Origin of the sequence: Nitrosospira sp. Is2, assembly GCF_033095785.1 — a bacterium.
Lineage (GTDB): Bacteria > Pseudomonadota > Gammaproteobacteria > Burkholderiales > Nitrosomonadaceae > Nitrosospira.
The window spans coordinates 2,630,307-2,644,756 of sequence record NZ_CP137134.1 but is presented as its reverse complement, the minus strand read 5'-3'; the positions used below and the strand labels follow the sequence as shown (position 1 = coordinate 2,644,756).

12 protein-coding genes are annotated in these 14,450 nt (G+C 54.4%); 9 read left to right on the top strand and 3 right to left on the bottom strand.

Features of this window, described 5'->3' with window-relative positions; translation table 11 throughout:
- Positions 1 to 25: 25 nt before the first annotated feature.
- The 6 genes from pcnB (at position 26) to R5L00_RS11615 (ending at position 5,946) form a co-directional block, all read left to right on the top strand.
- Complete coding sequence (pcnB, locus tag R5L00_RS11640) at positions 26 to 1,474, top strand: polynucleotide adenylyltransferase PcnB (protein WP_317651828.1); 1,449 nt, start codon at positions 26 to 28, stop codon at positions 1,472 to 1,474.
- A 5-nt stretch (positions 1,475 to 1,479) separates the two neighbouring features.
- The gene (folK, locus tag R5L00_RS11635) at positions 1,480 to 1,986 is read left to right on the top strand and encodes a 2-amino-4-hydroxy-6-hydroxymethyldihydropteridine diphosphokinase (RefSeq protein WP_107694323.1); all 507 of its coding nucleotides are present in this window, start codon (positions 1,480 to 1,482) and stop codon (positions 1,984 to 1,986) included.
- Positions 1,987 to 2,628, top strand: coding sequence for a deoxynucleoside kinase (locus R5L00_RS11630; protein WP_317651826.1), 642 nt, complete (start codon positions 1,987 to 1,989; stop codon positions 2,626 to 2,628).
- 135 nt (positions 2,629 to 2,763) lie between these two features.
- Positions 2,764 to 3,555 carry a 3-methyl-2-oxobutanoate hydroxymethyltransferase gene (gene panB / locus R5L00_RS11625; protein ID WP_317651824.1) on the top strand — a complete coding sequence of 264 codons (792 nt, stop codon included), beginning with the start codon at positions 2,764 to 2,766 and terminating at the stop codon, positions 3,553 to 3,555.
- A 13-nt stretch (positions 3,556 to 3,568) separates the two neighbouring features.
- Positions 3,569 to 4,405: a pantoate--beta-alanine ligase gene (panC, locus tag R5L00_RS11620; protein ID WP_317654174.1), complete on the top strand. Its 837-nt coding sequence runs from the start codon at positions 3,569 to 3,571 to the stop codon at positions 4,403 to 4,405.
- Between the two features lie 767 nt (positions 4,406 to 5,172).
- Entirely contained in the window at positions 5,173 to 5,946 is a 774-nt protein-coding gene (locus R5L00_RS11615; protein ID WP_107694326.1) for a Crp/Fnr family transcriptional regulator, read from the top strand.
- A gap of 88 nt (positions 5,947 to 6,034) precedes the next feature.
- Here R5L00_RS11615 and R5L00_RS11610 read toward each other — a convergent pair whose 3' ends face one another.
- The gene (locus tag R5L00_RS11610; protein WP_317651822.1) at positions 6,035 to 8,881 is read right to left on the bottom strand and encodes an aconitate hydratase; all 2,847 of its coding nucleotides are present in this window, start codon (positions 8,879 to 8,881) and stop codon (positions 6,035 to 6,037) included.
- 115 nt (positions 8,882 to 8,996) lie between these two features.
- Positions 8,997 to 9,758, bottom strand: coding sequence for an SDR family oxidoreductase (locus tag R5L00_RS11605; protein ID WP_317651821.1), 762 nt, complete (start codon positions 9,756 to 9,758; stop codon positions 8,997 to 8,999).
- 295 nt (positions 9,759 to 10,053) lie between these two features.
- Between R5L00_RS11605 and R5L00_RS11600 the strand changes: the two genes are divergently transcribed.
- The gene (locus R5L00_RS11600) at positions 10,054 to 10,782 is read left to right on the top strand and encodes an esterase/lipase family protein (RefSeq protein WP_107694328.1); all 729 of its coding nucleotides are present in this window, start codon (positions 10,054 to 10,056) and stop codon (positions 10,780 to 10,782) included.
- Positions 10,783 to 10,792: 10 nt separating this feature from the next.
- Positions 10,793 to 12,256 (top strand): hypothetical protein, encoded by a 1,464-nt coding sequence (locus tag R5L00_RS11595; RefSeq protein WP_317651817.1) that lies wholly within the window; start codon positions 10,793 to 10,795, stop codon positions 12,254 to 12,256.
- On the opposite strand, the gene R5L00_RS11590 is transcribed toward R5L00_RS11595, so the two are convergent.
- Entirely contained in the window at positions 12,253 to 13,704 is a 1,452-nt protein-coding gene (locus R5L00_RS11590; RefSeq protein ID WP_317651815.1) for a bifunctional 2-methylcitrate dehydratase/aconitate hydratase, read from the bottom strand. The two genes, R5L00_RS11595 and R5L00_RS11590, sit on opposite strands and share 4 nt — an antisense overlap.
- A gap of 220 nt (positions 13,705 to 13,924) precedes the next feature.
- On the opposite strand from R5L00_RS11590, the gene R5L00_RS11585 reads away from it, so the two are divergent.
- Positions 13,925 to 14,347: a hypothetical protein gene (locus R5L00_RS11585; protein ID WP_317651813.1), complete on the top strand. Its 423-nt coding sequence runs from the start codon at positions 13,925 to 13,927 to the stop codon at positions 14,345 to 14,347.
- Positions 14,348 to 14,450 lie beyond the last annotated feature (103 nt).

Below are 14,450 nucleotides of genomic sequence, written 5' to 3'. Positions count from 1 at the left end.
AACTTGATGCTTTTCTTGGTACGTAATGATCCGTCAACTTCTTCACCGCGTATTCGGCCGTAACACCTCCGCCCCTTCCGCCACGCGCGCCTCATCCTCCAGCCCGCGTATCATTCCTCGTGAACAACACGGCATTGCACGTGACCATATCCACCCGTGCGCGTTGAAAGTCACGTCCGGCTTGCAGGAAGCGGGATACGCCGCTTTCATCGTCGGTGGAGCGGCTCGCGATCTGCTCCTCGGACTGGAACCAAAAGATTTTGATGTGGCGACAAACGCCACACCTGAGGAAGTGCGAGCGATTTTCCGCCGCTCGCGCATTATCGGCCGGCGTTTCCGGTTGGTTCATGTCATGTGCGGGGCCGAGACAGTGGAAGTATCGACCTTTCGAGGCGGTCCCTCAGGTCCCCCAAGTCCTCCAAGTCTTCCAAGTCTTCCAGGTCCCTCGGGTAACGGTGAAAACGGTGAGACACTTCACGCTCACGCCGACGAGCACGGAAGGCTATTGCGGGATAACGTATTCGGAAGCCAGGAGGAGGACGCCAAACGGCGCGACTTCACTGTCAACGCGCTATTTTTTGATCCGGTCCAGGAAGAGCTCTGGGATTATTTGAACGGCTATGAGGATCTCAAGGCGGGGCGCCTCAAAATCATTGGCGACCCGGTGCGGCGCTACCGGGAAGATCCGATACGGATGCTGCGCGTGGTTCGGCTTGCGGCCAAACTCGACATGCAGATAGACCCAAATACCGCCGCGCCAATTGGCGATCTTGCTCCGCTGTTGCGGAATGTGCCCCCCTCGCGATTATTTGAAGAGATGTTGAAACTGCTCCTGTCCGGTCACGCGTTATCCTGTGTGGTGGATTTGCGTACCCGAGGGCTGCACCATGGGCTGCTGCCAATGCTGGACGTGATACTGGAGCAGCCACTTGGCGAACGCTTTATTACGCTTGCGCTCAAAAATACCGATGAGCGGGTGCGTAAGGAAAAGCCGGTGTCCCCCGGGTTCCTTTTTGCCGCCTTGCTTTGGCACGAAGTGCTCGCGGCCTGGAACGCACGTCAGTCAACTGGCGAGAAGCCAGTCCATGCGCTGCATCAGGCGATGAGCGACGTGCTTGCGGTGCAAAACGAGAATCTGGCAATTCCGCGCAGATACGATGCCATTATGAAGGAAATATGGGCGATGCAGTCCCGCTTTACGGGCCGCTCCGGTCGCAGACCGTTTCGCTTGCTGGAACATCCCCGTTTTCGCGCAGCGTACGATTTCATGTTATTGCGGTGCGAAAGTGGCGAGATAGAGATGGAGCTCGGCAAATGGTGGGAAGAATTTCAGCATGCACCCGCTGGAGAACGCGAAGCCATGCTGCTGAAGGATGACGCGCCAAGGAAGCGCCGAAGGACTCGGGGCCGAAAAAAATCAGCCCCTGCCAATACGGCGGCAGCCGACAACACCATTGTTGAGACCTCGGAATAGGTCACATGTCACAGCACCGCGTCGCGACTAACCATGCGGCATATATCGGCCTGGGCAGTAATATGGCCGAGCCTGTAGCGCAAATCCGGAAGGCGCTGGACGAGCTGGCGCGTCTTCCGTCGAGCCACCTCCTGGCGTTTTCCTCACTCTACCGCACCGCCCCGGTGGGAAAACTGGATCAGCCAGATTTCATCAACGCGGTGGCGCTGATCGAAACTGGCTTGCCGCCGCACGATCTGCTTAAAGCCCTGCTCGAAATCGAGCAGGGCCACGGGCGAGTGCGTGAATATCGCAACGGCCCGCGGACTCTCGATCTCGACATCCTCCTGTACGACGATCTGCACTGCAGCGACTGTCACCTGACTCTGCCTCATCCGCGTATGCATCAACGGGCGTTTGTGCTACGCCCGCTTTTCGAAATCGCGCCGGACTGCCGCATTTCCGGTTACGGCGCCATCGCGGAATTGCTCAGGGCGTGCTCCGGACAGCAACTCGAAAGAGAGCCGGGATAAGTGAATCTCGCGGATTATCGTTACATCGTTATCGAGGGACCGATAGGCGCGGGCAAGACCAGCCTGGCACGCCGCATGGCTACTCGCCTGGGTTGTGAACTCCTGCTTGAACAACCCGCGGAAAACCCGTTTCTCGAAAAGTTCTATGGGGACATTCCCCGATACGCCCTTTCTACACAATTGTTTTTTTTGTTTCAGCGAGTTAATCAGCTCCAGGAACTGGCTCAGATCGATATGTTCAGCAATACGACCGTGAGCGACTTCATGCTTGACAAGGATCCGCTGTTCGCGAGGCTCACGTTAAATGATGCCGAGTATGATCTGTACCGCAAAATTTATCATCACCTGCAACCGGAAGCGCCCCTGCCCGACCTGGTGATTTATTTGCAGGCGTCTCCTTCCACGCTAGTCGAACGTGTAAAAAGGCGAGGCAACGCCTTTGAAAATAAAATTTCGGAAGAATACTTATGGCAGTTGGCGGATATTTACACGAGGTTCTTTCACCAATATGAAGCTGCCCCCTTGATGATCATAAACAGCGAAAATTTAAATTTCGCTGATAGGCAGGAGGATTTTGATTTATTGTTGAAACAGGTGGAGCAGATGCGCGGCCCCAGGGAATATTTTAATTTCGGGATCTAGGGAACTCCCGAACATCGCGAACACGTTCCACCCGCCTGTGATCCCGGCCCCTGGATGAATGCGTCGGGGCGGCGAGGTTACGGCGTACAGATATTTTTATTCGACTATCCGATGCACTACAGTAGGAGTTCAGGCATGCGAACCACGCAAGACGCTATACAAAAAATGCGGGACGATGGGGAGAAGATCGCCGTCCTGACGTGCTACGACGCAAGCTTTGCGACATTGCTGGAAAATGCCGGCGTGGACATCTTGCTGGTGGGAGATTCTCTGGGTAACGTACTCCAGGGGGAAGAAAGCACTCTGCCCGTTACCCTGGATGACATGATTTACCACACCCGCTGCGTAAAGCGGGGGTCGAGCAAGGCGCTCATTATGGCAGACATGCCGTTCGGCACGTCTCAGGTAAGTCCCGAAGCGACATTCGAAAATGCCGCAGAGCTCTTGGCTGCGGGCGCAAATATGGTCAAGCTCGAAGGCGGCGCCATTATGGCCGAAACAGTCGCATTCCTCACGCAGCGCGGGATACCTGTCTGTGCCCATATCGGATTAACGCCGCAATCGGTGCATCAGTTAGGCGGCTACAAGGTCCAAGGCACGACTGACTATCAGGCTCGACAGGTGCTGGAAGACGCGGTTGCCCTCGAAAAAGCGGGAGCAAGTATGCTCTTGATGGAGGTTGTTCCCGCCGTGCTGGCGGAAAAGGTGACCAGGACGCTATCTATTCCAACGATTGGTATCGGCGCAGGAGCCAATTGTTCGGCTCAGGTGTTGGTACTTTATGACATGCTGGGTATTTATTCCGGCAAGAAAGCCAGATTCATGAAAAACTTTATGACGGGGGCAACCAGTATCCATGAAGCGGCAAAAAATTATGTGCGCGCCGTCAAGAGTGGCGAATTTCCAGGGCCAGAACATGCGTTTTAGCTTGGGTTGAGTGTTGGACGTCCTGAGCGACATCTCATCCTTGCGGGAGAGACTTAAGCGCGAATCTTCCGTCTCACTTGTGCCCACCATGGGAGGTTTGCACGACGGCCATCTCTCGCTTGTTCACCTTGCGCGGATGAAGGCAGACTGTGTGGTCACCAGCATTTTTGTAAATCGCCTGCAGTTCTCGCCGACTGAAGACTTCGACCGGTATCCCCGAGCCCTGGCGGATGACTGTAAGCTATTGGAGCAGTGGGGCACATCCGTGGTCTTTGCGCCCTCCGAGCACACACTCTATCCCGTGCTTCAGGAATTTATGGTCGAGCCCCCGCCCCTCGCAAACAGCCTGGAAGGCGAGTTTCGCCCCGGGTTTTTCCGCGGGGTGGCGACGGTGGTGCTGAAGCTTTTCAATATTGTGCAACCGCAGATCGCGGTCTTTGGCAAAAAAGATTACCAGCAGTTGCACCTGGTGCGGGAACTGGTGAGACAGTTCAACTATTCTCTTGAAATTGTTGCGGGGGAGACTGTTCGTGCACCCGATAATTTGGCCCTGAGCTCCCGCAACCGCTACCTTACCCCCGAAACACGCGCCGAGGCGGCGCGGCTGTATCAAGTCTTGGCGCAAGTCAAATGCCAAATAGAAAAGGGCAATACATGTTTTGATGACCTGGAGAGAAACGCAACAGGAATTCTTTTTGAACACGGCTGGAAAACCGATTACATCTCTGTACGCCACGCCCATACCCTGGCCCCGGCGCACGAGGGCGACGAGGACATGGTAGTGCTCGGTGCAGCCCAGTTGAGGGGAACGCGGTTAATTGACAACGTAGAATTGCATTTAGAATCGTGAAAGCACGATTGATACCACTCGAACCCCCGCCTTCACTTATCCCATTCATCCAGCCCATCCAGTCTATCCAGTCCAGTTTGCAATACAACACTTTTCTCAAAAATTCAATCCCGCCGCAGCTTTAGAAACAGGCGTCCCGTACTGATTGACTGGCGTGCAATCTGGTACGGGTCGTACTCCAACATCGAACCTCGAATTACGGCTGGGCATGAGTAGTTCCCACGACCCCAGTCGCATCACATCACCTGGGAGGAGACGTAACACAACTTGGATACGTCACTCCAGCCAGATGAGGCTGCCGATTCCGTTACCGCGGGGTCTCGTGCCGATCTTGGTGAAGCTGTAACTGATTGAATATTTTACGTTTTTATATCGTCTCCGTCTGGAGACATGATAAAACCGTTATTATTCAGGCAGTTAAAGTCGGAAATCCGTTTTTAGTTGCTGGAAGGCAACAACCGGGGACCAAGTAAAACGTAGCTGACCGTCCCGAGCTTATCTTAAGTTGCTGTTTATCAGTATTTCTATATTATGGCACGAAAAATGCTTAATAGACATTGATTCACCGTGGGTGGTGTTCCCGATACGGGTTCCCGAATAACCGGGGTGAATCTGATAAAAAAAGCTTGGCGGGCCAACAAACAGCCGAGGAGAGAAAGCGTGGCACACGTTGAGTCAGGCTAACGTTTCCGGACCCTGCCTTGACCGCGTAATTCAGCGACGCATAAATCTTGGGCGCAGCCCCAATACAAGGAGGTATCTTAATTATGTTTTCCCTGCACAGCCCGAAGCAAAATCGGATTCTTGCCGCACTGCCGGCGGAAGATTATGCGCGGCTTCTACCTTATCTCGAATTCACGGCGATGCCGTTGGGCCAAACAATTTATGAGCCGGGATCGCCTATTTCGCACTTGTATTTTCCGACGAACAGCATTGTTGCGCCCTTGTATGGTATGCAAAATGGGGCATCGGTACGGCTTGCGATTATCGGCAACGAGGGCCTTACGGGTATTTCCTCTCTATTGGGTGGGGGTGGCACCCCGGCTGGTGTCGTGGTGCAAAGCGCGGGAGATGGGTACAGGGTTAAAGCGAGCGTAATAAAGCAAGAATTCGATTTGAAAGGAAAGTTACAACACCTGGTGTTGTGCTTCACCCAGGCACTGATGACGCAAACTGCGCAAAACGCAGTTTGCAATCGCCATCACAACATCGAGCAGCAGCTATGCCGCTTTCTACTGATGAGCCTTGATCGTTTACCCGGTCATGAGTTGCAGATGACACATGAGCAGATCGCTGTCATGTTGGGCGTACGCAGGGAAAGTGTAACACAGGCTGCCCTTAAGCTGCAGATGATTGGAGCCATTCAATACAGCCGTGGACATATCGCCGTGCTGGATCGCGAGGAGCTGGAAAATACCGTGTGTGAATGTTACACCGTCGTAAACAATGAATACGAACGCCTGTTCTGCAATAATAGCTGCGCGACTGCAGATGTTGCCGTCACCAGGAAAACCAGCAAAGAGTTGTGGTCTGTGAGCTGAGGAGAGCCCCGGTCTACTCAGCGAGCACCAGGTTCCCCCCCTCCCCTAACCCTGGTGCAAGTTGAGTAGACCGGTTTTTAACCAGCGATCAGTTCTGATTCACACTCATGAGTTCTCTAAGGACATATGGCAGGATACCGCCATGAAGGTAATAGTCCACCTCTATAGCCGTATCGATACGGCATAACAACTCAATTTCGCGGCGGGAACCGTCCGGGTTCCGGATGACGAGCGTGACGTTCTGCTGTGGGCGGATGGCTTCCAAGCCCAGGAGATCGAATTGCTCATCGCCCCTGATCCCCAATGATTGAACGCTGTCATCGCCCTTGAACTGCAATGGCATTACGCCCATTCCGACGAGGTTGCTGCGGTGGATGCGCTCAAAGCTCCGTGTAATCACTGCCTTGACACCGAGCAACTGTGTTCCTTTCGCAGCCCAGTCCCGGCTGGAGCCGGTGCCATATTCTTCCCCGCCGAATACCAGTGTGGTCACTCCTTCCGCAATATATTTCATGGCTGCATCGTAAATACTCATCTGCTCACCATCCGGCTGATGCATGGTAATTCCGCCTTCGCTGCCGGGTATCATCAGATTTTTGATACGCACATTGGCGAACGTCCCGCGCATCATCACCTCGTGGTTACCGCGTCGCGCGCCGTAGCTGTTGAAATCCGACTTGGATACGCCGTGCGCAAGCAGATATTGACCAGCAGGCGAAGTCTCCTTGATTGCACCTGCGGGACTGATATGATCGGTCGTCACTGAATCGCCAAAAATCCCCAGAACGCGCGCATTGACGATCGCGCGAAGTTGAGCCGGCCGCATGGAGAAATCCTGGAAGAACGGGGGCTCAGCAATGTAGGTCGATGTGGGCCAGTTGTAAATCTCTCCGGCGACCGATGACACTTCGTTCCATAGCGGATGATCCTTAGTAAGGTTGCTGTAGAGTCGCCGGAATGTTTCGGCATTCGCGGCGAATTTCATTAATCCCTGGATCTCTTCCTGGCTCGGCCATATATCAGACAACCAGACGGGGCTGCCGCCTTGGTCGAAACCCAGCGGCTCCGCCGTCAAGTCTTTCCGCATCGAGCCGGCGATAGCATACGCCACGACCAGTGGGGGCGAGGCGAGGAAATTTGCGCGAATACTGGGGTGGATCCGCGCCTCGAAATTTCGGTTTCCCGACAGCACGGCGGCGCACACTACATCATTCGCCACCACGGCCTCCTCGATTGGTTCTGACAGCGGCCCGGAATTACCTATGCAAGTTGTGCAACCGTAGCCTGCCAGGTCAAAACCGAGTTTTTCGAGGTAAGGCATCAAACCGGTCGCGCTAAGATATTCCGTCACTACTCGCGACCCGGGTGCCAATGAAGTTTTTATATGGCGTTTTACTGTCAGCCCTTTTTCCACTGCTTTCTTGGCCAGCAACCCGGCCGCGAGGAGCACACTGGGGTTCGAGGTGTTGGTACAGGATGTAATCGCCGCAATCAGAACATCTCCATGCCCTAAATCGACCGGACCGTTCTTAAAGCAAACGGGCGTTTCCACCTGATCGAGAATCGGGCGATTGTTGACCATCTCTGTGATGTTTCTTTCCGCTCCCGGCCTCACCGTCGCTTTATCCTGATTCAAGCTACTGGCTACAGACTCACTTGCTGCGGAACTCTCATTACAGTCACGCACCGAATAGCGCTGGTTTAGGTCCGTCACGTTTCTTCCATAGCCACTTTGTGTAACCGGCTTGCTGAAAAGCTCGATAAACCTGGATTTGACGTCGGCGAGTTCAATGCGGTCCTGTGGACGCCTAGGACCGGCCAGTGAGGGCGAGACCGTGCCCAAATCAAGCTCCAGTTCACGCGAGTAGTCGATTTGTCCCTTAAAAGGAATGCCGTACAATTCCTGAGCCTTGAAGTAGGATTGAAAGGCGGCGATTTCGTCTTCATCACGCCCCGTTCCCCGAAAATATTCGATAGTACGGTCATCCACGGGAAAGAAACCCATGGTGGCGCCATACTCAGGCGCCATATTCGCGATGGTGGCACGATCCGGGACGGTGAGCGAGGCGGTCCCTTCCCCGAAAAACTCCACAAACGTACCCACCACATGGGACTTTCGCAGCATTTCGGTCACGGTGAGCACCAGATCAGTTGCCGTGACGCCACTACGCAGTCTACCGGTGAGGTTCACACCAACAACATCCGGTGTTAAAAAGTAAACCGGCTGACCGAGCATCCCCGCTTCTGCCTCGATCCCGCCAACTCCCCACCCCACCACCCCGATCGCGTTAATCATCGTAGTGTGGGAGTCTGTTCCGACCAGGGTGTCGGGGTACACCAGGCCATCTTTCTGATAAACCCCACGCGCAAGGTACTCCAGATTGACTTGGTGCACTATTCCGATACCTGGCGGAACGACCTTGAACGTATCGAATGCCTGCATACCCCATTTTATGAACTGATACCGCTCACTGTTGCGGCGAAATTCCATTTCCATATTAAGGCGAAGGGCCTCGCTATTACCGTAGTAATCGACCTGCACCGAGTGGTCAACGACCAGGTCAACCGGTACAAGGGGCTCGATCAGCTTGGGATTCCTTTCCATTCTTTTTGCAACGCTGCGCATCGCAGCGAGATCGACAAGGAGCGGCACGCCGGTGAAGTCTTGCAATACGATGCGCGACACCACAAAAGGAATCTCATCCACCCGCGGCGCGTTGGGCTGCCAGTTTGCGAGCCGTCTTACATGAGCCTCAGTAATTTTTTTCCCATCGTAATTGCGCAAAACCGATTCAAGCACAATACGAATGGAGACTGGCAACCGTGAAACTGTCCCCACCCCGGACGCCTCGAGCGCAGGCAAGGAATAGTATCTGGCGTGTTTGCCGGGCGAAAGAGGGATTTCTTTCAACGTGCTGAATGAATTCTGGATCATGGATGCTCCCGAGATATTGGCAAGGACCCCATTCGACAGGCTCATCCGAACCGTTTAACGTTGGGGGTTCTGAATGAACTAAGAGCTTTCTTTCAATCAATGCCAGGTAATGGTTTTAGTGAGCTTTTTTATATTCTGCAAGCTCTGCTTCAATCACACTGCTGGCAAAACTCTGATACGCGCTGCCAATACGTTTGGCCATGGCGTCCGGAAAAAGATGAAATATACCCGATTCCAGTGCAGCAATTATCCCTTCGGCGACAACCAAAGGAGGCTCGGCAATTCCCTGCAGGGCTGCGGCACCGCTCATATCGGTCGCAATGAGACCAGGGTGCACGCTCAGTACCGCAGTGCCCTGCTGACTCAGCAACTCACGTAGCGCCTGGGTGATTGAGTAGCTCGCCGCCTTGGTCGCGGAGTGTGTCGCAAAATCGGGAGCGCATTTCAACGATGCGATTGAGTTCATCTGTACGAATGCTCCTCCTCCATTTTTCTTGAGAATGGGCGCAAAAGCTTGAGCCACCCGCATGAGCCCGTATACATTGATTTGCATGCCAAGCTCAATCGCATCTATAGCGTCAGGGTCAAATGGCGTATGGGCCTTGAAAACAGCAGCATTGTTAACCACTACTTCAACATCCCTCGCCCTGTGGGCTGCTGCCATGATCGTTTCGGGTTTAGACAGATCAAATTGAACAACTGTCAACCTCTCCCCATAGCGCTCGCTGAGGGCGTTAGCAGAAGCTGGATTGCGTACTGCCGCATAGATTTTCGCCACACCGCGACGCAGGAACGCCTCGACAATCGCCTTGCCGATTCCCCTATTCGCGCCGGTCACAAGCGCGGTCTTACCTTCGATGTTGCAAGTTATCTTCACTTCGTTCGAGTCATCGCCGATCAGCGACTGGCTTAGCCATTGGCAAGTGGTTAAATTATAGTCCGGTTAAGCCACATCTCTACCCATTGGCGGAAAATTATTCGCTCCCGAGGCTGCGGTAAAACAAGGCGCGGCAGAATATAGGCAGCCGAAATGTTCGCAGCATAATTTCCGTATGATTTAAAAAATCGTGTAATATGAACAACATGTAATGCCTTAAAGTGGTAGATGCGTGACTTTTCAATTTTTGCACGAGAGCACGCCGTCCTGGTCAATTTCTTGATGAGCATGTGTAATGGTGCCTCCCACGCTGGTCCTGGTGCACGGTTTCCTTGGCTTCTCACATTGGGGTCCCATCGAGTATTTTCGCGGAGTCCGAAAGATGCTGCTTCGTGCGGACATCCATGCGCTCATACCCGAGGTGCCGTCTGCGGGTTCCATAGCCATGCGCGCAGAGGTGCTTGCTCGAAGGCTGTTCCGCACCGATGCGCCTGCCTTTGCTTTAGTGGGACATAGCATGGGGGGACTGGATGCGCGATATATGATCACCCATCTCGATCCCGACCGACGTGTCAAGAGCCTGCTCACCGTTGCAACGCCGCACCGGGGAACGCCTCTGGCCACGTGGTTCCTTAAAGCGTCGGGACCTATTCCAGCCTGGATTCGGCACATCGGAAAGCCCGGGCTGGGGGAGTTAACGCCCGACGCGCGTGCAGCGATGCCGATCCCAAACCGCGAAGATGTTGACTACTGCTCCTATGCAAGCTTCCGCGCAATTGATGAGCTCCCATTCTGGCTCCGCCCCTATGGGCGCATCATCCCCGAAGACAATGACGGAATGGTGCCGCTGAGCTCCGCGAAATGGGGGAAATTTCGCGGTGCCGTGCGCGCGGATCACCTGGAAGGTATCGGCTGGAGCATCGCTTTGCCTGATGCCCGATCTAGGCGGCCCTTCAATCACCTCGCCTTTTGGAGTGAAGTGGCCACCGCAGCCTTGGCCGGAGCAGAGGGCCCAACAAGCTAACGGGGAGAGCATGGATCAAAACGAGATGAAGAAATACGACATGCCATGGTACGACTGGGCGGTATTTGCGGTACCTGCGCTCTTTTTCATCGGCCTCGGCATTGAGTCCGCACTGGGCCCCAGCCCGGCCGATGGCGTCATACACCGTGACTTCCGCGCCATTGCACATTGGTTTGATCCGGTATTCTTCCAATATAACCTTGTCATGGCATTGCTAACGGTTCTGGTGGTGCCATCGCTTGCACTCAGCTATATTCAGGCGATGGCGAACCGCAAAGAGCGCCGGCTCCAGAATGAGGTACCGCCTGAGCGACGTGCCGAGGTCCGCAGAAGGATGGGGCGGCGTGCTTCGTTCAGCAGTTACCGGGGAAGTGTCTGGCTGACGACAACGGTGGTTCTGCTCGGCACATCGATCCTTCTGCTGTTTAAGCCCGTCTCGGTCGATGGCGGCACGGGCGTGGATTTCGGTCTCGGCGCGAATATGTTGATCATGGGACCGTTCGCCGAACTGTATGAAAAAAATCCCGACGCATATTATTCCCATCTCATTCGCAACCAGATCGCATTTCAGTTCGGATTTCTGGGCGCTTATGTCTATTTTGTTGGCTCCGTCGTTCGCGCTTACTTCACCATGGATTTGACGTCCCACACATTTGTGGATGGTGCGATACGCATGATCGTGGCCAGCATACTGGCCCTGGTGCTCTCCTTTGCCTACGACTTTGTCCTTCCTGGCGATGTCCCATCCGTCACGCGCAACGTCGCTACGGCCAACGGCGGCCCGGCAGAAGCTCCCTCCGCGTCCAGTCCTGCTTCCGAACCGGAAGATAAGCAGGACCAATCCCCGGGCATGGAAGCCGCGCTACCGGCGAACCTGAGCCTGCTTCCGATTGTGGCGTTCTTCTTTGGTTTCTATCCGAAACGTGCCTCCCTCGCCCTTGAGCGTGTTGCACTCAAGGTCATGAAGAATATCATTCCGGGTGATGGATATCGCGCGTTACCGCTTTCCATGCTGGCGGGCATGAGCTATTCGCATGAATTGAGATTGGAACGAGAAGGCTTCGACAACGTCGAAAATTTAAGCAATGCCGACGCCGTGGACCTTGCCGTCCGCACCTGCTTCAGCTACGCCCAGCTAAAGCAGTGGATAGACGCGGCTTTGCTCGCGTCTCACCTGCGGGAAGACTACCCCTACTTTGTACGACGTTCCGGCCTCTCGGCCAGTGAAGAACTGCATTACTTCCTGTCCGCCTGCGATGCAAACAACATCGATGGGGTGCAACAGCTGGTGGCCGCCTTGTCGACAGACCCCGCGGAGGCCACATCCTGGAAGCTGAGACTCACAGCGCTGAAAATATTGATGGATAAAAACGCCGCTGATAATAAGTGTAGCGACGCGGAAGGAAGCGAGCACAGGCCGGGCCAGATTGTTTCCCTTGGGGTTGGCCTTGGGGTTGGAGAGCGTTCCCCTTAAACCACGAACATATCAACAAACTCGTTCACTGGTGTTGACTCCAGTTTTTTTTGATCCAGGCAAAGGTTGATTATTGATTGTTGACGTCCCTTGGGAAAGAGACGCGCAAGGTTTACGCTAAATTTGTCTTCCAGAAATGGGATACCCTCTCTGCGTCGCAATCTGTGACCGATCGGGTATTCGACCACTACTTCGTCCAGGCTCCTGCCATCCTTGAATGTGACCGTGAGACCGTTGGCAATGGAACGTTTTTCCGGATCGTAATAATCCTGGGTAAATTTGGGATCTTCGATACACGTTATTTTTTCGCGCAGCTCGTCGATGCGCGGGTCAGCAGCCACCGCGTCCTCGTAGTCGTCTGCAGTGAGCCGGCCAAAAATAAGCGATACCGCAACAATGTATTGAATGCAGTGATCGCGGTCAGCAAAATTGTTGAGCCTGCCTTTCTTATCGATAATACGAATGGCCGCTTCATGAGTGCGGATAGTGACGCTGCTAATAGCGGCGATGCGGTCCTTTACCTGGCCATGAAGCTGCATTGCACACTCCGCGGCCGTTTGCGCGTGAAATTCCGCAGGAAAGGAAACCTTGAACAAGATGTTTTCCATCACGTACGACCCCCATTCCGCGACTGGCCGCTGGAGACGGAATGACTTTCCCTGGAACAATACATCGTAAAATCCCCAGGTTTTCGCGGTCAGCGCCGTGGGGTAACCCATCTCCCCTTTCAACGTGATGAGCGCAAGCCATACCGCCCGGCTGGTGGCATCGCCCGCGGCCCAGGATTTGCGCGAACCGGTATTCGGCGCGTGGCGATAAGTGCGCAACGCTTGCCCGTCCACCCATGCCTGTGAAAGCGCGTCCATTATCTGGCTATGGCTGCCCCCGAGCAAATGCGTTACCACTGCAACCGAGGCGACCTTCACCAGTACCACATGGTCCAGCCCCACCTTGTTGAAACTGTTTTCCAGAGCAAGGCAGCCTTGTATTTCATGAGCCTTGATCATGGCCGTAAGGACCTCATGCATCGCGAGCGGCTCTTTTCCCTCCATCACTGCCTTGCGCGAATGCCAATCGGCAGCGGCCAGGATACCGCCCAGATTGTCAGATGGATGGCCCCACTCGGCAGCCAGCCAGGTATCGTTGAAATCCAGCCAGCGGATCATTGTGCCGATATCGAATGCTGCCTGCACCGGATCGAGCGTGAAGTGGGTGCCGGGAATTCTAGCGCCGCAGGGGACCGTCGTGCCGGGCACGATCGGCCCCAGCAGCCGGACACACGCGGGGTAAGTAAGCGCTTGCATCGCGCAACCCAGCGAATCCATTAAACAGTAACGTGCTGTGGCATAGGCCAGGTCGCTCCCAATTTCCCAATTGATGACGTAGTCGGCGATATCCGACAACAATTGATCAGGCTGGGCATGGGTATCAGGCATACGGGCGCTCATGTTTCGTATTATTGGAGAGTCGTTGGAACGATTATCGTATTCTGTTAAAGCGGAAATCGGAAACAGGAATTGTAGCGGTGGTGTAATAAGGATGACATAACGAGTCGCAACGAATGCGCTATATTAGATAAAAGAAATGATGCTGCCGTTCAGGTCCGAGTCAAATATGAAACGGCAAATCGATCACCTGAGGTTTAGCCGCCCAGGAGCGCGGTCCCGAATGAATAACGCTCGAATTTTCATTGCGCTCGTTCTGCTCGGGTCGATTTTGGTCACCCCGGCAATAGCGTGGAGCCAGTCTCATTCCGGACTCGCATTTGGATTGGGATTTCTAGGCGGTCATGGGTCGGGGTATTACGGCAGAGTGCCTTATTTTCCTTACGATGGATATCCGCCACGCTACGGATTTACGCCCTGGTATGGGTTTGGGCCTTACTATAGCTATGGTTCCAGCTACCCCCCGGTAGTCGTGGAACCGTCGCCACCTCCTGTATATATTCAGCAACAACAGGTGAGCCCACCCCAGCCCCGAGCCCCTGCCGGCTATTACTGGCATTATTGCCACGACCCGGAGGGGTATTATCCTTATGTCAGGAATTGCCCCGGCGGCTGGCTCCAGGTCGTACCCCAACCAGATCAATAAGCACTTCGCGCTGACCCCATCATTAAGAGCACCAACGGGGCATCCTCCTGTCCCGAATCATCTTCTGCTGGCGCTCATGCTGATTAAATGGGCGAGTATTCTT

Bases quoted from the DNA above. Each gene is read 5' to 3' on its own strand.
- R5L00_RS11615 (WP_107694326.1), top strand. From the start codon at position 5,173: ATGTTTTCCCTGCACAGCCCGAAGCAAAATCGGATTCTTGCCGCACTG.
- R5L00_RS11600 (WP_107694328.1), top strand. From the start codon at position 10,054: ATGGTGCCTCCCACGCTGGTCCTGGTGCACGGTTTCCTTGGCTTCTCA.
- folK (WP_107694323.1), top strand. From the start codon at position 1,480: ATGTCACAGCACCGCGTCGCGACTAACCATGCGGCATATATCGGCCTG.
- pcnB (WP_317651828.1), top strand. From the start codon at position 26: ATGATCCGTCAACTTCTTCACCGCGTATTCGGCCGTAACACCTCCGCC.
- panB (WP_317651824.1), top strand. From the start codon at position 2,764: ATGCGAACCACGCAAGACGCTATACAAAAAATGCGGGACGATGGGGAG.
- R5L00_RS11590 (WP_317651815.1), bottom strand. From the start codon at position 13,704: ATGAGCGCCCGTATGCCTGATACCCATGCCCAGCCTGATCAATTGTTG.
- R5L00_RS11610 (WP_317651822.1), bottom strand. From the start codon at position 8,881: ATGATCCAGAATTCATTCAGCACGTTGAAAGAAATCCCTCTTTCGCCC.
- R5L00_RS11585 (WP_317651813.1), top strand. From the start codon at position 13,925: ATGAATAACGCTCGAATTTTCATTGCGCTCGTTCTGCTCGGGTCGATT.
- R5L00_RS11595 (WP_317651817.1), top strand. From the start codon at position 10,793: ATGGATCAAAACGAGATGAAGAAATACGACATGCCATGGTACGACTGG.